This window comes from Stieleria tagensis (assembly GCF_024129865.1).
Classification (GTDB): domain Bacteria; phylum Planctomycetota; class Planctomycetia; order Pirellulales; family Pirellulaceae; genus Stieleria; species Stieleria tagensis.
Genome location: NZ_JAMYFE010000067.1, coordinates 1 through 23,733, shown reverse-complemented (window position 1 = coordinate 23,733; position 23,733 = coordinate 1). Strand labels below are relative to the sequence as shown.

The 23,733-nt window shown below is 56.3% G+C and carries 18 protein-coding genes; 9 read left to right on the top strand and 9 right to left on the bottom strand.

The features are described 5' to 3' along the window. Window positions 1–131: 131 nt before the first annotated feature. Window positions 132–1,340: a hypothetical protein gene (locus NHH03_RS16715; RefSeq protein WP_253158131.1), complete on the top strand. Its 1,209-nt coding sequence runs from the start codon at window positions 132–134 to the stop codon at window positions 1,338–1,340. Here NHH03_RS16715 and NHH03_RS16710 read toward each other — a convergent pair. Next, on the bottom strand, window positions 1,315–2,355 hold the full coding sequence (locus tag NHH03_RS16710) for a DUF368 domain-containing protein (protein ID WP_253158130.1): 1,041 nt from the start codon (window positions 2,353–2,355) through the stop codon (window positions 1,315–1,317). The genes NHH03_RS16715 and NHH03_RS16710 overlap by 26 nt on opposite strands. Window positions 2,356–2,491: 136 nt before the next feature. Between NHH03_RS16710 and NHH03_RS16705 the strand changes: the two genes are divergently transcribed. Beyond that, window positions 2,492–3,289, top strand: coding sequence for an undecaprenyl-diphosphate phosphatase (locus NHH03_RS16705; RefSeq protein ID WP_253158129.1), 798 nt, complete (start codon window positions 2,492–2,494; stop codon window positions 3,287–3,289). A gap of 9 nt (window positions 3,290–3,298) precedes the next feature. Here the strand turns inward: NHH03_RS16705 and NHH03_RS16700 are convergent, their stop codons facing one another. The 3 genes from NHH03_RS16700 to map form a co-directional block, all read right to left on the bottom strand. Further along, window positions 3,299–4,192: an alpha/beta hydrolase gene (locus tag NHH03_RS16700; protein WP_253158128.1), complete on the bottom strand. Its 894-nt coding sequence runs from the start codon at window positions 4,190–4,192 to the stop codon at window positions 3,299–3,301. Window positions 4,193–4,718: 526 nt separating this feature from the next. After that, on the bottom strand, window positions 4,719–5,603 hold the full coding sequence (locus NHH03_RS16695) for a ThuA domain-containing protein (RefSeq protein WP_253158127.1): 885 nt from the start codon (window positions 5,601–5,603) through the stop codon (window positions 4,719–4,721). Window positions 5,604–5,641: 38 nt separating this feature from the next. Further along, complete coding sequence (gene map, locus NHH03_RS16690; RefSeq protein WP_253158126.1) at window positions 5,642–6,439, bottom strand: type I methionyl aminopeptidase; 798 nt, start codon at window positions 6,437–6,439, stop codon at window positions 5,642–5,644. A 427-nt stretch (window positions 6,440–6,866) separates the two neighbouring features. Here map and NHH03_RS27980 point away from each other — a divergent pair, with 427 nt between their 5' ends. The 4 genes from NHH03_RS27980 to NHH03_RS16670 all read left to right on the top strand — a co-directional run bounded on the left by NHH03_RS27980 (window position 6,867) and on the right by NHH03_RS16670 (window position 13,721). After that, entirely contained in the window at window positions 6,867–9,887 is a 3,021-nt protein-coding gene (locus NHH03_RS27980) for a secretin N-terminal domain-containing protein (RefSeq protein WP_261364313.1), read from the top strand. Between the two features lie 468 nt (window positions 9,888–10,355). Further along, the gene (locus NHH03_RS16680; protein WP_253158125.1) at window positions 10,356–12,050 is read left to right on the top strand and encodes a GspE/PulE family protein; all 1,695 of its coding nucleotides are present in this window, start codon (window positions 10,356–10,358) and stop codon (window positions 12,048–12,050) included. A 4-nt stretch (window positions 12,051–12,054) separates the two neighbouring features. Further along, window positions 12,055–13,266, top strand: coding sequence for a type II secretion system F family protein (locus tag NHH03_RS16675; RefSeq protein ID WP_253158124.1), 1,212 nt, complete (start codon window positions 12,055–12,057; stop codon window positions 13,264–13,266). 188 nt (window positions 13,267–13,454) lie between these two features. Then, the gene (locus tag NHH03_RS16670; RefSeq protein ID WP_253158123.1) at window positions 13,455–13,721 is read left to right on the top strand and encodes a hypothetical protein; all 267 of its coding nucleotides are present in this window, start codon (window positions 13,455–13,457) and stop codon (window positions 13,719–13,721) included. A gap of 159 nt (window positions 13,722–13,880) precedes the next feature. Here the strand turns inward: NHH03_RS16670 and NHH03_RS16665 are convergent, their stop codons facing one another. The 3 genes from NHH03_RS16665 to NHH03_RS16655 all read right to left on the bottom strand — a co-directional run bounded on the left by NHH03_RS16665 (window position 13,881) and on the right by NHH03_RS16655 (window position 16,773). Continuing rightward, window positions 13,881–14,957 (bottom strand): Kelch repeat-containing protein, encoded by a 1,077-nt coding sequence (locus NHH03_RS16665; RefSeq protein WP_253158122.1) that lies wholly within the window; start codon window positions 14,955–14,957, stop codon window positions 13,881–13,883. A gap of 45 nt (window positions 14,958–15,002) precedes the next feature. After that, entirely contained in the window at window positions 15,003–15,209 is a 207-nt protein-coding gene (locus NHH03_RS16660) for a dodecin (RefSeq protein WP_253158121.1), read from the bottom strand. A gap of 127 nt (window positions 15,210–15,336) precedes the next feature. Further along, entirely contained in the window at window positions 15,337–16,773 is a 1,437-nt protein-coding gene (locus tag NHH03_RS16655; protein WP_261364312.1) for an L-serine ammonia-lyase, read from the bottom strand. A gap of 362 nt (window positions 16,774–17,135) precedes the next feature. On the opposite strand from NHH03_RS16655, the gene NHH03_RS16650 reads away from it, so the two are divergent. Next, entirely contained in the window at window positions 17,136–18,557 is a 1,422-nt protein-coding gene (locus NHH03_RS16650; RefSeq protein WP_253158120.1) for a sulfatase, read from the top strand. A 63-nt stretch (window positions 18,558–18,620) separates the two neighbouring features. Here NHH03_RS16650 and NHH03_RS16645 read toward each other — a convergent pair whose 3' ends face one another. Further along, on the bottom strand, window positions 18,621–19,046 hold the full coding sequence (locus NHH03_RS16645; protein WP_253158119.1) for a hypothetical protein: 426 nt from the start codon (window positions 19,044–19,046) through the stop codon (window positions 18,621–18,623). A 126-nt stretch (window positions 19,047–19,172) separates the two neighbouring features. After that, window positions 19,173–19,787 carry a hypothetical protein gene (locus tag NHH03_RS16640; protein WP_253158118.1) on the bottom strand — a complete coding sequence of 205 codons (615 nt, stop codon included), beginning with the start codon at window positions 19,785–19,787 and terminating at the stop codon, window positions 19,173–19,175. An 803-nt stretch (window positions 19,788–20,590) separates the two neighbouring features. Between NHH03_RS16640 and NHH03_RS16635 the strand changes: the two genes are divergently transcribed. Together NHH03_RS16635 and NHH03_RS16630 are read left to right on the top strand one after the other, a co-directional pair. Further along, window positions 20,591–22,342, top strand: coding sequence for a divalent metal cation transporter (locus NHH03_RS16635; protein WP_390895581.1), 1,752 nt, complete (start codon window positions 20,591–20,593; stop codon window positions 22,340–22,342). Between the two features lie 72 nt (window positions 22,343–22,414). Further along, window positions 22,415–23,671, top strand: a complete 1,257-nt coding sequence (locus NHH03_RS16630; protein ID WP_253158116.1) for a PQQ-binding-like beta-propeller repeat protein — start codon at window positions 22,415–22,417, stop codon at window positions 23,669–23,671. Window positions 23,672–23,733 lie beyond the last annotated feature (62 nt).

Sequence of the window (23,733 nt, the reverse complement as noted above, 5' to 3'; positions counted from 1 at the left end):
CGGCAGGAACCCCGGGTGAACATGCCGCCGAATCCCGCCGGGCAGCGCGTGTTCCCGGTGCTCGCAACCTAGGAACGCATTCATTTTTGTATCTCTTGACCTGACGACCGCCGTTTTGGTAGTCCAGGCTGATGCATTCCAACCGATCCTCGCCGCGACCGTTTTACAACCTGATTCCGATCAGTCGACGCCATGCCTGGTGTCTGTTGGTTGCCCTCGTGGCGATCACGCTGCCACCTGGCATTGTGGCGCCGGCGTTTGCTCAAGCGGCCACCCCGTCGATCGATCATGCCGATCGCCCCTGTGTGCTGCTGCGCAATGGCAACGTCCTGTTCGGCGAAGCCACTCGGGTGGGCGACACCGTGTCCATCAAACGCGCCGATAATTCGCTGATTCATGTCCCCGCTAAACAGGTCTCTCGGATCGGTTTGTCGCTGCAACAACTATATGAACACCGCCGTAAGACGCGATTCCAAGGCGATTTAGGGGCATTACAAACGGACATCCGATGGTGCATTCGCCATGGGTTGCTGCGACAGGCCGGCGAAGATGTGTTGCAAGCTCGTCAACTGGATCCGGGCGACCCCGAAACGATTCAATTGCTACGACAGATCGCGTCCGAATTGAAAGCCAGTGTTGATGACCGAACCGCGCCCAACAGCGAACAGCCAGCGGTCATTCGCACCGTATCGCACCAAATGCCGATCCAGCCGGCGTCAGCCAAGAGTGATCTGACCAATGACGACCAAGCGAACTTGAAAAACGATTCGGCGCCGCGGCCATTGTTGGATCAACGTTCGACCAGTCACTTTATCGCTCGGATACAACCCATCTTGATGAATCGGTGCGTCAGTTGTCATGCCAGACAGGACGCAAGCAACCAACCCTTTCAATTGCACACCGCGCTGACGTCAAAATGGGCTCCGACCATCGTGGCGCGTGAAAACCTGGTTGCCGTCATGCAGTACGTCAATTTAAACGATCCCTTGGCGAGCCAGATTCGTATCAAAGCCACTGATGGACACGGCGGATCCCGCAACTCGTTTGGTGCGACCGATTCGGCAATGATGGCCAACTTGGACTATTGGTTGCAATCGATTCGCGTCGATTCACGCCCCGGTTCACTTGCTCCCGCCAGCCCTCCCGAATTAGAACCGCTCCAGCCGACACAGTGGACCGATTCCGAACAAGCCATTCCCGATCCGCCGACCACAACGATCTCGCCGCTAGACGAAGCGACTGCGCAACAGGTCCCAGTGGAACGACAGACTCGACGAATGCCTCAAGTGGACAACCCCTTCGATCCTGAAATTTTCAACCGTCGCTTTCACGCTCAGTGATCGACTCGGCAGCTGCGACGCGTTCGAGCAACAACACGGCGGTTGCGGCGGCGACAGCCAGCACAATCAGTAGTGTCAGACTGCCGTTCCAGTCGGCCGGCGCGACCACCTGCATGACCCGCTCTTTCATTTTCAACCCGGCGGTTTCGGGCGTTGGGACCTGCAACGGCCACAGTTTTTCCACACTGCCCAACATCAACCCAACCAGCGCCGCCATCGTGACGCTGCGATGATGCTGCAGCAACCAGCGCAGCACACGTGAAAACGCCAGCAATCCGAACAGGCACCCGGTCGCAAACACGACCAGTTGCAACAGCGATCCGGCATCAAGGTGTCCTTTGGCAGTTTCTTTGATCATCCCGGTGACGGGGTGATAGACGCCCAGCAATAACAGCACAAACGCACCGCTGATTCCGGGCAAGATCATCGCACAGATCGCGATCGATGCAGACAGAAACAGATAGACCAGCGAGTCGCCGCCCGCGGTGGGTGACATGCGGCCGATCAGCAGTGCAGCGATGATTCCGCCCAGACAGGCTGCGTAACATCCCGGCGACCAGCGTTGGATGTATCGCCGCACGATCCAGACGCTTGCTAAGATCAAACCAAAAAAGACGGCAAAGGTCTGTGGCATGTGATGGTCGAGCAACCAATGCATCAACCCGGCCAACGAGATAATTCCAAATCCGATTCCACACAGCAGCGCCAGCAGAAATCGCCCATCAACATAATCCCAAGCCTGCCGCCAGCGCTGCGACAACAGGTCGCTGACGAATCGGCGATCGATCCGGCTGATCGCATTGACCAACCGTTGGTAGTGACCCAGGATCAATGCCACCGTTCCACCGCTCACGCCCGGCACTGTGTCGGCGGCACCCATACAGAAACCCCGGACGAAATTAAAAACATCCTGACGCACCGACGTCGGCTGACGATCGTGGGATGGATTCGGTACAGTCCCACTATTCGGAACGACGTGCTCGTGCTCCTTGGTCTGCGGGTCAACGGTCGTCATCAATGGTTCCTTTAGTCGCCCGGGCGATGAATACTTTCGGCGACAGTTTGATCGGCGCAATCAAGATCGAGAAGCCGACGAACTGGTTTTGACTGGTGATATCCATTCTTTTGTGCGTTGAATCGGAACTAGCTGCGTGATTGAAACCATCATTCTGGCCATCGTCCAAGGGATCGCGGAATTCTTGCCGATCAGTTCGTCAGGGCATCTGGTGATTTTAGGCGCCCTGATGAATCAGATCACCGGATCCCAGCCCGGTGAATCGCCGACTTTAGAAATCATTCTGCACGCCGGGACACTCGGTTCCATCCTGGTGGTTTTTTGGCGTCGAATTTTGGATCTATTGACCAGTGACCGACGCGTGATTCCGCTGTTGATTGTCGGCACCATCCCAGCGGCCGTGATCGGATTGACGATCAAATCACAGTTCCCGGAACTCATGAAGAACCCGCTGCTGGCCGGTGCAATGTTGGTCGTCACCGGGATCATGCTGATCATCCTGGGCAAACTACCGCAGGGCGACAAAGCCTATCGCAACATGCCGATGCTGGGATCGATCATCGTCGGCTGCTTCCAAGCCTTTGCGATTCTGCCTGGAATCAGCCGCAGCGGATCGACGATCCTGGGCGGCCGTTTACTGGGATTGAAAACGGATGATGCCGTCACGTTTTCGTTTTTGTTAGCGATCCCAGCCATCGGTGGCGCGACCGTGTTGGCAATCAAAGATGTTGTCGAGCAATTGCAGGATGGGCAACCGCTGGAGCACTCGATTGCCGAACTCTCCTGCGGTGCGTTGATTGCATTCGCAGTTGGCATCTTCGCATTGAAATGGCTGATCGGCTGGAGCCGCCAAGAACGCCTGCACTGGTTCGCGGCTTGGTGCATCCCGGCCGGCATCCTGGTGATCGGTTTATGCCTGGCCGGTTTGATTTAACCGAGAACCTTACTCTGATTGGCCCAAATCAGTCAGCCATGCTTTGCATAAGGGCAGCCACAAGTCTTTTTCTTGGCCGGTATCACGCCCACCAAACCCGTGTCCGCCCTTGGCGAACACATGCAACGACGCTGGCACGCCGTGGCGTTTGAGTTCTTGAAACAATGCGACAGCGCCCAAGCAGGTGTGTGGATCGTCAAACGCGTGAGCAAAAAAGATCGGCGGCGTGTCTTTGCCGACTTGGAAATCGGTGGAGAGCTCTTCCGAATCGCGTCCATTGGTCAAATAGGCAGTGTAGACCAAGGCTGCAAAATCCGGTGTGGGTGAAACCCGGTCGTGATCATCAACCGCTTCGTATTTTCGTTCACTTAGGAACGCCGCGTGAGCTGCCGTGTTGCCGCCGGCCGAAAACCCCATCACGCCGACTTGTTGGGTCGGGAAACCAGCGACCGCGCCGCTACGGATCAGCGAAACACTACGCTGCAGATCCTGCACCGGCGGCAACCATTTGGGGTCTTCGTCTCGGGTCGGCACACGGTACTTCAACACCGCGGCACTGATGCCGTTGGCTTGAAACCAGCGCGCGATCTCGGTGCCCTCCAAGTCCCAAGCGAGAATCGAAAACCCGCCGCCAGGTGCGATCACGATCGTCGTCTCGGCTCCCGTGGCAGGATACAAATGCAATTCCGGTGAACTGACATTGCCAAGCCGAATCACGGGTTTCCCAGCGACAGCGCGGCCATCGGGACCACTGGTGTCCGCTTCCGCAGCCGTCGGAGCGGTCCACGCTGGTGGATCACCCGGCCAGACACGTACGGTTTTGACCGACGCGTCGTCGGCCGATTCAGAGACGGCAGGAAACGCCACCACAACCATCAACAGAAACAACAATCGATTCATCATCAGCTCAACGACAGCAGGAGGGAAAGGAGGTGGGTGAATTCAGCCACTAATGTAACTCACCGCCCCGGCGCCCGTGTCCCATTCCGCCAACCCCCAGCGATCAACGCATGCGTTTTCAGTATCATTCTCCCGCTTGAAGACTGTTGATTTCATCTTCGACGGTGAATTGGCGTGGGAATGGTAGCCCGACGCGTGAGATTTGAAGCCAGCGTTTTTGCGTGGGGCATTGTTTTTTGGTAACCCGACGCGTCACTTCAACGGCGCTGGTGTGGAGGATTTATCCGACTCGGGTGAGGGTTTTCTGCGAAGAATCAGGCCGGTCGGATAAATCCTCCACACCAACTAGCGACCGGCTAATTAAATCAACAGCCCGGTCGGGTTACCAGAAAAGCGCAACTTCAAAACTGACGCGTCGGGCTAACATAAGAGCGCTGGCTTCGAAACTGACGCGTCGCGCTTGCGATTAGGCACCACCTCACCACGCGGGTATCTCAGCCGCGCGCATCAGCGGTCACCGACGGCTGGGTTATTTGCCGTAACCGGTGGCAGGATTGCCGTCGGCATCCAGGTGATTGGTCGACCACAGCAAACCGCGTGTGACCAGATCTAAATAGCGATCATCGCCAACGGTGTCGTTGTTGTGCCCCAGCGTGGTGCTGAAGATCTTGGTTTGGTTGGGGCCGTAAGTGTTGGTCCAGACAACGACCGCGGTGGCTTCGCTGGGTTTTGCGTTGGGATTCTGTTGCAATTCACGCTTGCGAGGCTGTTGAACTTGGACGCCTTTGGCCAAGACGTCAGCGTTACCGAACACACGGACGTTGTTGTAGAGTTCTTCGTTGATAGTGGTCCAGTTCTGCATGCCTTTGGTGACCGGGTGGTCGGCGACTTCGTAGCTGACATCGATCGGTGATTGGGGACCGTGGCCGGTGGATTGCACACCGATCATTTCATACCAACCGGCGTTGTCGGCACCAATTTCGACCGGCTGACGAAAATCTCCCCAACGATAACTGTGCATCGCACAGTGCAAGTTCACCGCGGGCACACCCGATTTGTGGGCAGCCAAAATTCGATCGACATAGGGTCGTTCGGTGACCGAAGCCGAGCACTCGTCGTGAATCACAACGTCATACGATTTGGCCCAATCATCCGACTCGTAAATCGCAAAGCGTGCATCGGTGCCGTTGCTGGGATTGAATTCCACGGTGACCTCGGCGTTGATCCGTTTTTCGATACCGGCTTTCAACAATTTTGTCTGAGCCGCGTAGTCGTGACAGCATCCACCGGCGACCAGCAACACCTGCAAGGGTTTAGCGGGCGTTTGGGCTTGGACACTGACACCGGAAACGGTGGAAAGGGCAGCGACGCAGGCAAGGGTGATCGAAAAGAAAGTTCGTCGGCAGATTGTCATCGGGGAGAGATCTCGGTGGGGATAGGAAGGAATTGGCTTTAGAACTGATGGCCTTTCTGCGGACCGTCTTTGCAACCGGTCAGGATTTCGGCACCGTTTTCGGTCATCATCACGGTCTGTTCAAATTGTGCCGAGGGTCGACCATCTTTGGTCCGCACGGTCCAGCCATCGGATTTGTCACAGCGGGCGTAGCGAGTCCCGGCATTGATCATTGGTTCAACGGTAAAACACATGCCGGGATACAGGCGGTCGATACGGCTTTGGCGGTTGGGAAAGTGTGGGATCGATGGGTCCAGATGGAATTGCCTGCCCAAACCATGACCGACGTATTCACGGACGACAGAAAAACCACGGCGATGCGCTTCTGGGACGATGGTTTCACCGATCAGGGCCACCGTGCAACCGGGTGTCAGTGCATCGATCGCCAAATACATACAATCGAATGCGCATTGCGTGACAGCGCGGCGTTCCTCGCTGACATCGCCGATCAAAAACGTTTCACTTTGATCGCCATGCCAGCCGTCCACGATGGTCGTGATATCGAGATTGACGATATCGCCATCCTGCAACACGTAATCATCCGGGATGCCATGGCAAATCACTTCGTTGACGCTAGTGCAGCAACTCTTGGGATAGTTCTGGTATCCCAACGTCGCCGGTTTGTGCCCGTTGTCGAGCGTCCATTGAAAAACCATCTCGTCAATCTTCCCCGTCGAGATTCCGGCCTGGACGTGGGGCCGAATGAAGTCCATCAGCGTTGCATTGACGCGTCCGGCGCGACGCATCGATTCTTGCTGTTGGGGATTGAGGATCAGTTTTCGTTGCTTTTGCAGCATTCGTCTCGATTCGCTGGGAGGGCTAGTGCAAGGTCACACTTTAAATTTCGGATGGGACGTTTGACGTATCCTAGCAGCAGAAATGGGGGCGTCGAAGAACCGAAACCGACCCTAGCGGACTTTTTTAAGAGCAATTTTAGCAAGACAAAAGCGAATCAAAATGTAACCGAACGGGCAATTCCCCCCACCCTTGGGACGCCGCGAAGGCTTCATGGCGGTTAGATTCGGCCCGATCCGGCTGAAAACCATAGGAAACACTGGAAATCCGTTGTGCTGCGAGGAACCTAGGCCTAACCGCAAGGTTAGATCAACCAGAGGACCGACTGCCGATTGAATTCCGCCGAAGGGATGACGAGGGGCCCCGGTCGCCGATTGACTTCTACGCCTGCAAGCACTTTTCAACTCATTCGTTACAACCGTTGCAATAATGCGTTTTCATTTTCCAACGACTGATCGTGACCGCTGCGATACCCAACCGTTCATCGGCGGCAAGCCCGCCACCGCGGCGGCACGAGATTTTGCATTCACCGCGATTTTTCTAATCGGCGTGCTCGCCGGTTCGCCGGCCCACGCTCAAGAAGAATCCACGGATCCAGCCCCCCCGGTTTCGACGCCCGCGGAACTTGCCGGCCCCGCTGACGATTCGCAATCCGATGAGACGACAGACGGGCCAAACGAAAACGTGCGATCGTCCGACGCTGGGATCAATGTCACCCCAGAGGACGCGGCGCGCATCTTGCTGCAAGAACTCGATCAGCCGCTCGATTCACACCTGCGTTTCAATTTCACCGGCGCCAGTTGGAAGGAAGTGTTGGAATGGTTGGCCGATGAAGGCGACATGTCACTGCAGATCGATCGCTATCCGGCTGGCTCGATTTCGTTTGTCGATCGCACTCGCACCTACACCATTGCCGAGTCATTGGACCTGCTCAATCGCCTGCTGCTGGACCGTGGTTATGCCTTGGTGCGCCGCGGCCGGATGCTGTTTCTGGTCGATCTAGAAGTTGACAATGCTGACAAACTGATCAGCGAGTTAGCCGAATTGGTGCCCCCGAATGAATTGGAAAAACGTGGCAAGAGCGACATTGTGTCATCGGTGTTCCCGCTCGGCAGCATGACGCCGGACGAAGCCAAAACGCAACTGCCGCAGATCGTCGGCCCATGGGGACGAGTCATCGTGCTGGACAGCGCCCGGCAAGTGAAAGTCACCGAGCGGGCGGAAAAATTGATCGCGATCCGCGAAGTGATCCGCCAGTCCGATCAACAGGTCCATGAAATCAAACTGGCCCACCGCAGCGCCGAAGAACTGTTGCAAACAGCACGTCCGCTGTTGGGACTGGAACCCGGCGAAAATTCCAGCGACGACATCCGCATTTCGGTCGGGCTCTATGGCGACCGTATTTATGCCACCGGATTGCCATCGAAAGTCAGTGTGCTGGAAGATCTGATTGCCAAAGCAGACCAACAACTGGAAGGCGTCGGTGACGAAACCGACACCGAAGTCGCGCGTCCAGTGTTTCAACCGCACATTGTCCGCGTTGCCGACCCGGCAACCGTCTTTGACGTATTGCAGACCCTGTTACAAGACGAGCCGGGCGCACGCGTCGCGATCGACCCGTCGACCAATGCGATCATCGCCCTCGCGACGCCGACGACCCACCAAAAGATCGACGAGATCATTGCCAAAATGGAAGGTAGCGGGGAAGCATTTGAAGTCTTTCAACTCAAACGCATCGACCCCGCCCAAGCGCTGCTAACGATCAACAAGTACTTTGGCGTCACCGAAGAATCGACCGGCGGCCCCATCGTCGACGGCGACCCGACCACAGGCAAATTATGGGTCCGCGGATCACAAGACGAAATCAGCCAGATCAAACGGTTGCTCGAACAACTCGACGGCACCGGCAGCGACGGCTTGTTGAGCGGCAAGGTGCGCACCATTCCGCTCAACGGACGCCAAGCCGAAGATGCATTGCGACAGTTACAACTGTATTGGCGAATGACAGGTCGCGACAATTCGATCCGCGTGATGAGCCCCGGTGGAGAGACCCAATCTAATGGAATTCGCGAACGCCGAATCATTCGCCCGCAATCCAAAGCCACCGAACAACCATCGGAATCCCAGCCGACCAACAGCGATTTGGATGCGTCCACGTGGAATACCGGTCGCACCTACTACCTGACGCAAGCGCCCGCGGTTCCGATCAACGCCGATGTGAAAATTGACGACCCGACTGCTCAACCAGAACCCCTGGCGAAATCCGCTGCCGCCGACATCTTGATCGAGATGACTCCCAACGGACTGCGGATCGCTTCTGACGACACCGAAGCCTTGGACGAACTGGAGGCTTTGCTGGCTCAGTTGATTGGTCCGGGCACCGCGCAAAGCGACCTGCCAACGATCTTCTGGTTGAAATACATCAAAGCCGATGTGGCGTCTGACCTGGTCGCCAGCATCCTCGGTGGCGGCGATTCCGGTGGCAGTCTGACCGACACGCTGACCGGCGGGCTCGGCGGCGGCATGCTGGGTGGATTGATGGGCCTGGGGGGTGGCGGTGGCGGCAGCGATTCGTCGTCAAAGTCCATTTTGACGACGACCGGTTCCGTCAATATCGTTCCTGATTTGCGTCTGAACGCTCTGTTCATTCAAGCCAACGAAGTCGATCTGCAAGTGATCGAAATGGTGCTGGAAAAAATTGACCGCGAGGAAAGTCCCGAAGACATCGAATTGACCGCCACACCTCGCATGATCCCTGTCATCTACCAAGATGCCACGGCGGTGGCCAAGGTCGTCAAAGAAATCTATGCCGAGCGAATCTCGGGTCAGAGTTCCGGCGGCGGGGGAGGAGACGGCGGCGGACGAGGTGGACGCGGTGGCGACCAACCCTCACCACAAGACTTTATCGCGGCACTACGCGGTGGAGGCGGACGTGGTGGTCGTGGCGGTGACACGGCCGCAAAAAGCGAACGATCGAAAATTATCGTGGCCGTTGATGCGCAAAGCAACTCGTTGATTGTCACCGCGGACACACAGGATTTCGAAGAGATTCGGATCTTGGTCGATGCACTCGATCAAGGCGGCAAAGCAAACGAAGTCGTCACAGAGGTGTTTGTCGTCCCCGGTAAAATGAACGCCGATTCGATGATCAAGGCGCTGAACGCCGCGCTGGGCAAGAAAGAGGAGTCCAAAACAGCATCGACGTCTACGTCATCGGATTCCAATGGCAGCCCACGTTCGTCTTCCGACAACAGCAACAGTAGTGACGCCGCCGACTCCATGCGACAACGCATCGAAGCGTTCCGCGCCCGCATGGGCGGGGGCGGAGGCCCTCCCGGTGGATTCGGCGGTTTCGGTGGACGTGGCGGCGGCGGCCCAGGCGGCGGCGGTGGTGATCGCGGTGGCGGTGGTGATCGCGGCGGTCGTGGTGGACGCGGCGGTGGTCGCTAGTGATTGCGGCGAAATCTCCTGGCAGCTCTCGTTCGGACCACCTGAATCAACGGGAGCCGCCTGAGCGACCGGCACCGGTTGCTCAGACGAATGGAACCTGCGATTGAGCCTAAATCATTGTTGTTGTTATCCCGACGCGTCAGTTTTGAAGTCGCGCTTTCTAAAGCCCAGCGGGCGACAAAATGACTGGCGGTGGCGTCAGTCGACGGATACCGAAGGAAATGAACTCCATCGCACGGAGGGCGACACAATGATGCAGCGCTGCCTGAGACCATATGCCGCCCTCCGGGCTGGCAACCGCGCTTGCTTCCCAACCTCTGCGCAAGGCCGCTGACAGGAGAAACTCCATTTGGTCCGACAGTTTCTGATGTATCAAGTAACACGAGCCAGCCGTACGACAACTGTCCCTTTTTAGCTTCTCTTCAACTACAATCGCTGATCCCATTCAACGATTCTGGAACTGATTTAATGATCATGCACGCCGGTGAAATTCTGCGACGACGAGGACTGCTCAGCGAATCCCAATTGGCTGACAGTCGCGCCGGAGACGGAACCGATGTACTGCAAGCGGCGGTGGAGAAAGGGTTTGTCGGCGAACGCGAGGCCTTGGAGGCGTTGGCCGAAGAGGTAGGACTCGAATTCATCGATCTTCGTGAAGCTGAAATCGACCTGTCGGCGTTAGAGGGCTTTCCGCAACGTTTGATCTATCGCCAATCGCTGTTCCCAATTCGGTTCCAAGACGGATCGATCGTAGTCGCGACGCCTGATCCACTGGACCTGTACCCACTGGACGAAGCCAGTGCGGCAACCGGCAAGAACATCATTCCAGTTGTTGCCCAACGAGCCGAAATCGCGCGGTTGATGAAACGGCATCTGGGTGTCGGTAGTGAAACCGTCGAAAACTTGATGGCCGCAGCGACCGATGACGAATCGGTGGAACTGCTGGAAGAACTGGAAACCGACGGGAGCGAGCTGAGCGAAATGGCTCAGGAGGCGTCGGTGGTGCGACTGGTGAACGAAATTTTGTTGGAAGCCATCGAGATCCGGGCCAGTGACATTCACATCGAATCCCAGGCCGCGGGATTGGAAGTCCGCTATCGGGTCGACGGAATCTTGCACCGCCAACCGACACCACCGGAGATCAATCGGTTCCAGGCTGCGATCATCAGCCGATTGAAAATCATGGCACGGTTGAACATCGCCGAAAAACGTTTGCCGCAAGACGGTCGGATCAAATTGCGTGTGCACGGTCGCGAGGTAGACATTCGACTGAGCGTGATCCCGATGATCCACGGCGAAGGATTGGTGATGCGGGTGTTGGACAAATCCGCGATGGTTTTCGAGCTGCAAAAACTAGGGATGTCCGATGAGATTTACAGAACGTTTAGCAAGTTGATCGAGCTGCCGCACGGAATCGTCTTGGTCACTGGACCGACCGGTTCAGGTAAAACGACGACGCTGTATAGCAGTTTGCTGCAAATCCGCAGCGAGGAAACCAAAATCATCACCACCGAAGACCCGGTGGAATATCAATTGGATGGAATCAATCAAATCCAGGTCCACGCCAAGATCGGATTTACATTTGCCGCCTCGCTGCGAAGTATCCTGCGGCATGACCCGGACATTGTTTTGGTGGGGGAAATTCGTGACTTGGAGACCGCTGAAAACGCCATCCAAGCTTCGTTGACCGGTCACTTGGTCTTCAGCACACTGCACACCAATGATGCGTCCGGGGCATTCACGCGGTTGGGTGATATGGGCGTCGAACCGTTCTTGGTTGCAGGAACCGTCGAAGGCGTGATGGCGCAACGGCTGTTACGTCGGTTGTGTCCATTGTGCAAAGAAGCCTATGAACCCTCGCAAGAGGATGTGCCTCGCGATTTCCCCTGGGATCGCGGCGGCAAATTCACGTTTTATCGCCCGGTCGGTTGCCGCGAATGTCGCAACCTAGGTTACTCCGGGCGAATGGGTATTTACGAGTTATTGGTTAGCAACGACCGCATCCGACAAATGGCTCAAGAGCGTGCGAGTAGCTGGGACATCCGCAAGGCAGCGGTCGAAACCGGCATGCGAACATTGCGTATGGACGCGTGGGACAAAGTCATCGCGGGAGCGACCAGCATTGACGAAGTGTTACGTGTAACCAAGGGCGAGGCACTGTAAGACGATGCCGACTTATGCATACACCGCTCGCAACATGGCGGGCAAGACCGTGACCGGCTCGATCGAAGCGGCCAACGAACGCGAAGTCGCTGCGATGTTAAGCGAAAAGGCGTTGTTCCCTTCCAAAGTCTCCGCAAGCGACGGCGCCGCAGGCCGATCGCTGTTTGGAAAACGGACTCGGGTCAAAGGCCAGGTGATGGCGACCTTCTACGGCCAACTGGCATCCCTGCTGCGTTCCGGTGTGCCAATGATCCGCTCACTGAACGTGCTGGGTGAACAAGCCACCGACCCCATCCTGGGCGAAATCGTTCGGGACATCCGTGCACGTGTCGAAGACGGCGAACCGATGGGCACTTCGATGGCTCGCTATCCAGGCGTGTTTTCCGATATGGCCGTCAACATGGTCCGCGCCGGCACCGAAGGCGGTTTCCTGGAAGACGCCTTGGAACGCGTCAGCACCTTCACCGAATTGCAAGAGGACCTGAAAGGACGCACGATCAGCGCCCTGGCCTATCCGGTGTTCCTGTTCTCTGTCGGTTCCATCGTGATCACCGGCCTGTTGGTGTTCTTTGTGCCAAAATTCGACACCATGTTTGATCGATTGCGGCAAAAAGGCGAAATGCCTTGGTACACCGAATCACTCCTTAGTTTCAGCAACGTCCTGCAATCCTATGGCTGGCTGTTGCTGATCGTGATGATCGTTTTGGCAGTGTTCCTAAAAATCCAACTCTCCAGCACTGCCGGACGGGAGATGCTGGACCGAATCAAGCTGCGCATTCCTGTACTCGGCGATATCCTGATGAATTTGGCCGTGTCGCGGTTTTGCCGCGTCCTGGGAACCCTGTTAGGAAACGGGGTGCCAATTTTGAAGTCCCTGGAGATCAGCCGCTCGGCCGCCGCCAATCGATTGCTTAGCCAGTCCATTGCGCATGCGACAGACAACATTCGCGGGGGTGAATCTTTGGCCACCCCATTGCGCGCCTCAGGCTACTTTCCGCCGTCAGTCGTGGAAATGATCAGTGTCGGCGAAGAGAGTAACTCGCTGGAAAAAGTGTTGCCCGAAATCGCAGATTCATTGGAGAAGCGGACGTTTCGACGGCTGGATCTTTTCGTGCGACTCTTGGAACCGATGATGTTGTTGTTAATGGCATTCTTTGTACTGGCCGTCGTGTTGGCGCTGTTGGTTCCAGTTCTGAAAAGCAGCACCAGTCTCTAGTCAGGATCGGATTTGCACTCAAGGACCATACGACCGTCGTGATTCAACCCGCTTTGTAAGAACCTTCCCATCCTATTGAACTTGTTGGCATTGGCACCCTATTTGCCCGATACGTACAATAAGACGCCTTAGTTGCATGGCTGTGTGCAGCGGGCACATCCTAGCGACCTCTTGCAAACGGTGCGGCTATGACTGTATTTCTCTGCTGGCTGATCGTTTCATTGGTCTGCACGATTGTGTTGCTGTTGTGCCTGTACAACGCGCCTCGCTGGGAAGAGGAATCGTTGCCCGACTATTTGCCGGATGAAAACGAACGCTCAGACAAAGCAGCGGAAAACAGCGACTTGGAATATTCGTTACGCCATCATGCTTGGTCCCCCAAGCCACCGAGTTCGAAAACGGCCGTGGGAAACAAGCGTCGGCGCAGGGGCAACGGGTCAGCTCGGGCCATCTGAACGGTTGACAGGCTATCCCTCTGATTGGTCGCTATTCGACCAATTTTCTTGACAGCGAAAGCCACTGCAATTGTTTGCAGAAATAATGCATGCATTTCCACTCATCGAAAATCGGCTCGCGGTTCTCAGCCCAATTCGCCTCAACTTGAGCGATTCGACCTATTCTGCATCCGCTAGCGCTGGCAATCGCAACCGTTCGGTAGATGCCAATTCCGGGGATCCGCCTCGATTTCCGGATCCTGAAGCGGTGTACATGTAATCAGCAACGATTGCGAATCCGGATCCGTGTCGGCCGCGATTCAAGCGGGGCCATTGCCGCCATTGGCGTGACCACACGTTGTAGGCTTCGACTTGCCGGTGTGCCGTTTTCTGTTCGCTCTCACCGCCGCCGATGACGATTTCATTTCCCCAAACGGTCGCCATGTTTCCCGCACGTGGCGTGGGCACCACCAAATCGTCCGTCACCTGCAACCATAGCTGTAGCTGCAGATCGTAGACATCGATCGCAGCCACCGTTTGACTGAACACTTGATTGGTGGCTTTCGACGTTGTCCGTCCGCCCAGACAATAGAGTTTGTCCTGCAGCACCACCGCCTGAAAATGATCACGTGCATGTGACGCATCAGCCAGTGGAACCCATTCACCGGTTTTCGGATCATACTGATCCAACCATGGCTGGAATCCATCTACATGACCGTTTGTGATCCCACCGACGATATAGATTTTCCCGTCGTAGTAAACTGCTCCCGCACCGCCGCGCCGACGTGATTCAGGGATGTGGTGTACGAATTCAAATTGATCTTTCTCGGGGTAATAAACCACGATCTTTTCCAGCGGTTTCTCGTTGGGATAAGGCCCGGTCATCGCGCCGATCAAATAGATCGCATCGTCAACCACCACCGCTTGGAAATGATGCAACTCAATCGGCGTGGGCGAAGCAGCGGTCCAAGTGTTGGTGCTTGGATCGTAGACATCCACCGGGTTGATCCGCCGCCCGCCGATCAAATAAACCTTGTCGCGAAACGCCACCAATGTGGCCTCATGCCGTGCCGTCGGCCGGCCGATCGTCTGCAGCGTTTCCCACTTCCATTGCTCGGCTGACGCCTGCTCCGCTGAACCCTGCTCCGCAGAGAGTGGCGTTGCATCAATCACGCCCCACATGATCAGGGCAATGAGGATTGCGGGCACCTTCATCAAAGCAGAGAGCAGGCGGCCAAGAAAGATCTGTTTCGGCATAGAAGCATTTGGGAAATTCGTTGCCGTGGCGGAAAGCGATGGCAATCAATCCAAGGTGAATCCGATTTTGACAGTCACCTGCCAATGCTCGACCTTTCCATCGACAATGTGGCCTCGTGTTTCTGTCACTTCGAACCAGCGTAGTGCATGAATCGTTTTTGCGGCATGGGCGATGGCTTTTTCAACCGCATCTTCAATGCCCTTCGTCGAGCTACCGGTGACTTCAATTTTTTTGTAGATGTGATCCGACATGACAACCTGTTCCAATGAATAGTAGGTGAGAATGCAGCCGCACTCCAGAGTTCAGCACTATACGCTGCGGTCTATCCTAACGAGTCATCCCTCGCGCGCTGCAATCCGCTCTCGTTTCGGAGCTGTATTAACATTCACTCAGGTTGACCGCCAACCCGCCACGCGATGTCTCTTTGTAGCGTGTCGACATGTCGGCGCCGGTTCGCTTCATCACTCGAATAACTCGGTCCAGCGAGACAAAGTGTTTGCCGTCACCGCGCAGGGCCAACCGACTCGCATTGATCGCTTTGACGGCGCCCATCGCATTGCGTTCGATGCAGGGCACTTGCACCAGCCCTTTGATCGGATCACAGGTTAACCCCAAGTTGTGTTCCATGCCGATCTCCGCAGCCTCTTCGACTTGATGAGGTGTCCCGCCTAATAACTCGGTCAGTGCGCCGGCGGCCATCGAACAAGCCACCCCGACTTCGCCCTGGCACCCCACTTCGGCACCCGAAATCGATGCATTCTTTTTGTACAGCGAACCGATGACCGCTGCGGTCAACAGGAACCGCTCAATCCCTTCAGCGGTGACGTTCTCGCAAAACCGATCCAGATAATGCAGCACTGCCGGGATGATTCCCGCGGCTCCATTGGTCGGCGCCGTCACCACTCGTCCCCCTGCCGCGTTTTCTTCGTTGACCGCCAACGCGTACAAGTCCACCCAGTCCAAAATGCTGATGGGGTCACGAACAATCGATTCAGTGCGTTCGCTAAGTGACTGAAAGAGAGCCGGTGCACGGCGTTTAATATTCAATCCCCCGGGCAAGATGCCTTCATTGCGACAACCGCGGCGGACGCACTCTTGCATGGTTTGCCAAATCCGCTGGAGTCCCGCACTGGTTTCCTGGTCGGGCCGTAGCGCCCGCTCGTTTTGCCACGCCAGTTCGCTGATCGAAAACCCATGCGTCTCGGTCAATTCCAAAATCTGTTTTGCCGATTCGAATGGAAAGGGAACTGCGACGTCGCCGCCCGCCGCCGCAGCACGCTGTTGGCCTTCGCGGACCACAAACCCGCCGCCGACTGAATAATAAGTGGATTCGTGTAGTGCAGATTCGTCCGACGGTTCCGCAAATGCCTGGAATCGCAGCGCGTTGGGATGGGCATCTAGGCGAATTTTGCGATTGAAGACCAGGTCCGTTGATTCGACAAATGAAATTGATTTTCCGCCGGCAAGTTTTAAACGCTGCTGCTGTCGAATCCGATCCAGCCGCTCGGGAATCGTTTCAGGATCAATCTGGTCGGGGGTTTCACCCTCTAATCCCATCAACACCGCGGTGTCAGTGGCATGCCCGATCCCTGTCAACGCCAGCGAACCGTACAGATCCACACGCACGCGATTTGTCGCCGACATCAACTCGCGTTGCATCAATTCGCCAAGGAACATTTCCGCGGCTCGCATCGGACCGACCGAATGCGAACTGGACGGGCCGATCCCGATCTTGAACAGATCGAACACGCCGAAGTAGGGCGACGCGACAGGGTGCGATTCAGCGGTGTCGCGCGAGCCTTTGGTGCCAGTCATCGTCATCCTAAGTTGTTTTCGAGAGCCCGTCCGGTCGCGGGATGAAAGCTCAAGTTAGCGTAGTTTACCGCTGAATGCTCGTCCGCTTGTGATCGAGCGCGAGTCATCATCATCACACACACCCACCCACCCACGTCACATTCCAACGCGTACGACTATTACACTAGTGCTTCGTCTACCTTTTAACGTGGGGTAGGCTTCCAGCTTGCCATCACCACACCCGGTGAATCGCAAGCTGGAAGCTTGCGCCACGAATTGTTGACCCGAAATCTAAAGATAGATGATGCACTAGGGACAACCTAGCGATCCAACCACTAACCATGATGCCCGTGATGCGTTGCTTTCTGATCCTGATAACGTTGATGATGCCTGCAGCATCGCTGATGGGCCAAACGAACACTGAATCGGTCGCTGCCAAACCCACCGGTCCACCCAACATCGTGATGCTGTTGGCCGATGACCTGGGATGGACTGGCCTGGGTTGTTATGGCAGTGACTTTTACGAGACACCGAATCTAGACGCCCTGGCCGGCAGCGGTGTCAAGTTTACGGATGCCTATGCCGCCTGCACCGTCTGTTCGCCGACGCGGGCATCCGTGATGACCGGCAAGTATCCGGCGCGTCTGCACCTGACCGATTTCATCGCCGGTCAAAATCGCCCCTACGCTAAAATGCGGATCCCAAATTGGACCAAACGCTTGCAACCGCAGCAGCAAACGATTGCGGAACTGCTGCGCGAGGCGGGCTATCGCACCGGTCACATCGGCAAATGGCACCTAAGCGGGCAAGGCAATCGCGCCGCAGGCACACTGCCCACCGATCAAGGTTTTGATGTTTCGATTGACAATCCGCAGGGCAGTCGAGGTTATTTTCTGAAGTCAGGAACACGCAGCAAGTCCGGCAGTGACTTCACAACGGATTGGCTGACCGACAAAGCCTGTGAGTTTATCGACGATTCAAAGTCGTCGCCGTTCTTTTTGTATTTTGCCTACCACGTTCCACACACGCCCATCCAAGGCCGCGCCGATCTGGTGGAATCGTTTGAAGCAAAACGAGACCCGACCAAGATTCACAACAACGCGACGTACGCCGCAATGGTCGCCAGTCTGGATCAAAGTGTGGGGCGAGTCTTGGAGACGCTCGATCGCAACGGCTTGAGTGATCATACGGTGATCATCTTCACATCCGATAACGGCGGTTTAACACAACGCTATGGCAAGCACGACGAATTCACCGAAAACCTGCCGCTGCGACGTGGTAAGGGCTCGGCCTACGAAGGCGGGGTGCGTGTCCCGGCCATCGTCCGTTGGCCCGGTGTGACCAAGCCAAACCAGGTCTGTGACCAACCGATCATGACGATCGACTACTTTCCGACCTTTGCCCAAATCGCGGGTCTGCAAATCAAGGGTTCGGCGATCAACAACCCGGCCGAAATTGATGGCCGCAGTTTGGTGCCGCTGCTGACCGACCCGACCATCACTTTCGATCGCAATCTGTATTGGCATTACCCGCACTACCACGCAGGTGGCGATGGACCTTACAGTGCGATTCGCTCAGGCGACTATCGATTGATCGAATTCCACGAAGACAACAGCATCCACTTGTACAACTTGGCCAACGACATCGGAGAACAACACGACTTGGCGGCGGAGTTACCCGATCGTGCCAACAAATTGCGAGCCGAACTGACTCACTGGCGCGACCGCGTCGATGCCCAAATGCCAACGGACAATCCCGACTTTGATCCCCACCGAGCCACCGTGGTCAGCAAACGGAAATCGTAACTGGTGCCGTCTAAGAGGGTGCCAACGCATCCAATCGAATCCAACTCAAAACGCCCAGCGCGCTCACTCAGCCTCGGGCATCCGCTCAGCCTCGGGCGCCGGTTCGGTTTCGGCCGCCGGTTCCGTCTCGGGTACCGCTTCGGTTTCGTCAATCTGCTCGTTTGCCGCCGCTTTGGCTGCCGCTGCCTCGGCGGCTGCATTGCGTTTTTTGCGTTCCATGCGTTTGGCCAGGTGTGCCGCCGCGATTTCTTCGATCGACATCACCTCGTCAGGTCGGGTCTTGCCAAACTGTTTCTCGTACTGAGCTTCAATGAACTCTGGCAACGGGACCTTCCAAGGCTGACCGGTATTGTCGGCGTAACTGGAAAACCGCTTGGGGCTCAGCCCCAACTCGCGAGCCATTTGGATGTGTGCATTTGAGAGCCGAAACTTCTTGCGGGCATCGATCCAAGGCTGGAACTTATGGGGAATCCGTTGTTTTTTGGCCATTGCTCGCGTTTACAATCCTCGGGCGTCTCGGTGTCGACGCGACGAACAAGCCTTCGCATCTAGGGACCTTTTATCGTGACGAACGAGTCGCCCAGGGGGAACCACCGTTCGTGAAAAACGGTTGATTTAGAAACGAATGGTAAAACGAGAGCTGCCGCCGCCGATCGTGATGCCGCGACCGCGCGAGCCCCTTTGCCGCGAGACAGCGTCATAGCGTCCACCCGATCGGTCATATCGAGGCGACGGATAGAACGCCGGTCGCTCGACACGAATCGAATGATCGTGCTGATGTGGCGTCCGCAGCGAACGAACATCGTCCTGTAGATGGTGAATGTTCTGCTCGATCTCATTCAACAGCCGACGAACGTGAGATGTCGATCCGTGAACATGCCCATGACCATAGCGAGCGTTGCCTTCGATTCGGTCAAACACCGATTCCAAATGATGGAACTTGGAATCCAACTCTGACAGATCGGATGCCAGATGATCCAAACTTCCATGGTGATGGGCAATCTCATGTATGTGTTCGGCCAGTCGATGAATCTCGCGAGTGTCACTGACCAGGTGCCGGTACTCCGGAGTGTGGCGGTAGTGTCGACTCTCATGAGTCAACTGGCGGGTCTGATTGGAAATCCGATTTGCCAGTTGATCAATGTGTTGGTACGTGTCGGCCCCCGCAGAAGCTGAGAGTGCGGTCAAGAGCAAGCCGAATGCGGCAAACGTTTTCGTGAGCAGTGCCATGGGGATTCCCCGGGGTGGAAGTTTCTGGAGGGCCGACAACGATGTGTCGGTCACGCCAAAGAACAACGCACTGGCTGTGCCAACGCCAAAACGGTGCGTCGAAACAGCATGAAACCCTCGTGTTTCACGGCATTTAGCAGCAAAATCCTCCGTCCTCACCCAATCGCCGTGCGCCATCACACTGATCTCACCCTCAACCACCCACTCGCCGTCAATCTGACAACTCCCGGAAAATTCTCACCCCACCGGGGACACACCCCATCATTGGCGAACGTCGTGGATCGCTCCGCCGATCCAACGCGCCTGCCCGCTGGGCACCGATCTGAATCTTGGCGGATCCAGCTACGGCGTCGCCCCAAAACACTCCCGTTTCGCCTGAACTGACCTCGCCGCGGTCTCTACGCACTCCAACCGGGGACACACCCCATCACTGGCGACTGTCGTGGATCGCTCCGCCGATCCAACGTACCTGCCCGCCAGGCACCGGTCTGAATCCTGGCGGATCCAGCTACGAATCCCAGTCGGGGACACACCCCAACATTGGCGAACGTCGTGGATCGCTCCGTCGATCCAACGTGCGTGCCCGCTAGGCCCCGGTCTGAATCCTGGCGGATCCAGCTACGGCAACGCCCCAAAGCCTCCCGTTGCAACTCAACTGACCTCACTGCGGTCTCTTCGATTTGGGCATTGCGGGGTATGTCCCCCGCTCCGAACCACCCTCACACTGATTGCGTGCGATCGACTATATTTCGCGGCTGAAACTGCACTTCTCTGCATTCCCCTCCCTTATTGCCGCGTTTTCGATGACCGATAGCCCAACGCCAGTGACTGATCACCCCGCACCAGACGAATTTGCAGGAAACGAAAAGGTCCAAGCCGACCGCAAGCTTTTGCAAGATGCCTACGCCGACGGCAAACCGTTGGCGGCCTTCATCAAGCTCTCTGGTCCGGGATGGTTGCAGGCCGCGATCACTTTGGGCGGCGGTTCGCTGGCCGGAGCATTGTTTTTGGGCGTGCTGGGTGGGACCAGCATGCTGTGGCTGCAACTGATGGCAATCACCATGGGGGTGATCATGTTGTCGGCGATCAGCTATGTCACGCTGTCGACCGGTCGCCGTCCGTTCGAAGCCATTAACAGCGAAATCAATCCGGCACTCGGATGGGGCTGGGTCATCGCCACGGTGATGGCCAACATGATCTGGTGCATGCCCCAGTTCAGTCTCTGTTATGACGCGATCGACAAAAACCTGGCGCATTTGGGCGGCACAGGACTCGGCGACGCCAAGAGCACCAAATTGATTGTCACCACGCTGCTGTTTTTTGCCGCCGGATTTGTCGTCCTGCTGAATACCAAACAAGGCCGTGCCGCCAAAGCGTTTGACATCGTTTTGAAGTCGCTGGTCGGCATGGTTGTGATCTGTTTTTTCGGCGTCGTGATCTTGTTGGCAATCAAAGGCCAGTTGGATTTTGCCAGTATTTTATCCGGGTTCATCCCCAAGCTTTCGCAGTGGAACCAAGTTGCCGGTGATTTGGCACCCGTGATCGGCTCGATGGGGCAGATGGAACAATCGTTCTGGGCAGACAAGCTGATCAACACGCAGCGAACAGTGATGATTGCTGCTGCAGCGACCGCGGTCGGAATCAACATGACGTTTTTGTTGCCGTATTCGATGTTGGCCCGTGGTTGGGACAAACCCTTCCGTGGCCTGGCCCGGTTTGATTTGGCGACTGGCATGGCGATCCCTTATGTGTTGGTCACCAGCTGTGTTGTGATCGCTGCGGCATCGACCATGCACAATAAAATCGATGCCTCGTTGGCCAGTTCTGAATTGGCGACGATGCAACAGAGCCCGTATTTTGAAAGTGTCAAACCGACTTTGTTAGCCCGCGTCGATCATGAACTAGGCGCTCAAGCCGAATCGATGCCCGAAGCCGAAAAGCTTGATCGCGTTGCGGCACTTTCCGAGAACGAAAAACGATTGGCTCTTTCGCTTGTCAAACGCGATGCCTTTCAACTCTCGACGACTCTGGAACCGTTGCTTGGCGCCAAATTGGCCAACCTAGTGTTTGGTCTGGGTGTTTTCGGCATGGGATTTTCTACGATCGTGATTTTGATGTTGATCAACGGCTATGCCTTCCGAGAACTCGCCGGGCAACCCAACGGCACCGTGCCCTTTGTGATCGGCGTATTGGTGGCCGGCCTAAGTGGTGCGAGTTGGTTGCATCTGTGGGACGGGCAAGCCAAATTTTGGCTGGCGATCTTCGCCAGCTCCTTCGGCGCGATGCTTCTACCGATCGCTTACATCACGTTCTTTTTGATGATGAACAGCAAACGCATTTTGGGTGCCGACAAACCGACCGGTGGCCGTATGGTACTGTGGAACGCGATGATGTTGTTTGCCGTCATCGGTGCGATCGTCGCAGCGGTTTCGGCGATCAAGAGCAAAGCCGACGATCCACAAGCGTTTCCAGCGATCATGGGACTGGTGGTTGTTTACACCATCGCCGTGATCGCCGGATTTGTCTGGAAACGACGCTCGCAATCGGTCGCCTAACGTTTCACTTCCCACCTGTTGCGGCGTGTACCAAAACAGCCCCTCCACTCCCTGATTGAACTTTCTAAATCGATGACTCGTTGCTACCGCTACGCCCTGTCGTTTGTCACCGGATTCATACTGCTCGTTGGTCACTGCGGTGCCGACGAATGGCCGCAATATCGCGGTCCGGCTGGCGATGGAAAATCAACAGAAACCATTGGCGAGGTCGATTGGTCCAGCGGCCAACCCGATGTGCTGTGGAAAACAGAAACCCCGCTAGGATTCAGTTCGCCTGCTGTTGCCGACGGCCGAATGTTCACCTTGATATCAGCCGACGACCAAGAGTTCTGTTTGGCGCTGGATGCCAACAGCGGCAAAGAACTTTGGCGTGTTGCGCTCGGCAGTAGCGACTATGAACATGACGGCGGCAATGCAGGTGCGCCGGACAACCGTGGTGGTGATGGTCCACGATCCACCCCGACCGTTGTTGGTTCAAACGTTTATGTGTACACCGCCCAGTTGGCGCTGTTTTGTTTGAACGCCGAAACCGGAGCCCCGATCTGGAAACACGACATTGTCGATGAATTTGCCGGTCGAAACATCAAATGGCGAAACGCGTCCAGTCCCATCGTCGCTGACAACCTTGTCATCGTCGGCGGCGGCGGAGCCGGGGAGTCGTTCCTGGCATTCAACAAAGACGATGGGCAAGTCGTTTGGAAAAGTGGTGATGAGACGATCACGCATGCCACACCCACGCTGACGACAATCGCAGACACGAAACAGATCATTTTCTTTGTCCAATCCGGATTGGTCGCCGCCGACCCGACCACTGGCAAAGAACTGTGGCGTGCCGAATTTCCGTTTAGCGTTTCCACTGCCGCATCGCCGGTCGTCTCGGGCGACAAAGTCTATTGCTCGGCCGGATACGGTGTGGGCGCCGGCCTGTTCCAAATTCAGTCCAATGCGAAAGCCGAAGAACTGTGGTTCAAGCCCAACGAGTTGATGAATCACTGGAGCACACCAGTGGTTCACAACGGACACTTGTACGGAATGTTCGAATTTAAAAAGTACGGCAAAGCTCCACTGCAGTGTGTCGAGCTGGCCACCGGTGAAATCAAATGGGAGCATCGTGGATTTGGTCCTGGAAACTGCATTTTGGTTGGTGATAAATTGGTGGCATTGTCCGACGCCGGCGAAGTCGTGATCGCTGCGGCACAGCCCGGCGAGTACCAGGAACTCGCGCGAGCAAAAGTGCTGGAAGGAAAATGCTGGTCCACACCCGCCTTCAGCAACGGTCGGATTTACGTGCGTAGCACCGAGCAGGCCGCCGCAATTGCGGTCGATTGACCGAGACAAGCACGACGCGTCAGTTTTGACGTCGTGCTCTAACGGTAACCCGACGCGTCAGT